The following is a 295-nucleotide window of genomic DNA, read 5'->3' as shown; positions in this document are numbered from 1 at the left end:
AAGTCGGTCAACCACGTGGCCTGCGCCATCGGCGAGAACATCGCCGGCAGCGAGGAGCGCTTCGCCGAGCTGATGGCCGCCAAGGCCCGGGCGCTCGGCATGGGCCGCACCCACTACGCCAACGCCTCGGGCCTGCCGGATGCCGAGCAGATCACCACGGCGCGCGACCAGAGGGTGCTCGCCCGGGCCATCCAGGACCGCTTTCCGCGCTACTACCGCTACTTCCAGACCCGCTCCTTCGCGTTCCGGGGCCGGGTGATCGGCAACCACAACCGCCTGCTCGGCGCGGTGCAGG

1 protein-coding gene is annotated in these 295 nt (G+C 71.2%); it reads left to right on the top strand.

The features are described 5' to 3' along the window. A partial coding sequence (locus tag ACLBXP_RS25830; RefSeq protein WP_447670652.1) for a D-alanyl-D-alanine carboxypeptidase family protein occupies window positions 1-295 on the top strand: 295 nt, incomplete at both ends.

The organism is Methylobacterium sp. A54F, assembly GCF_053346035.1.
This window is presented reverse-complemented; position numbering and strand designations above follow the sequence as displayed.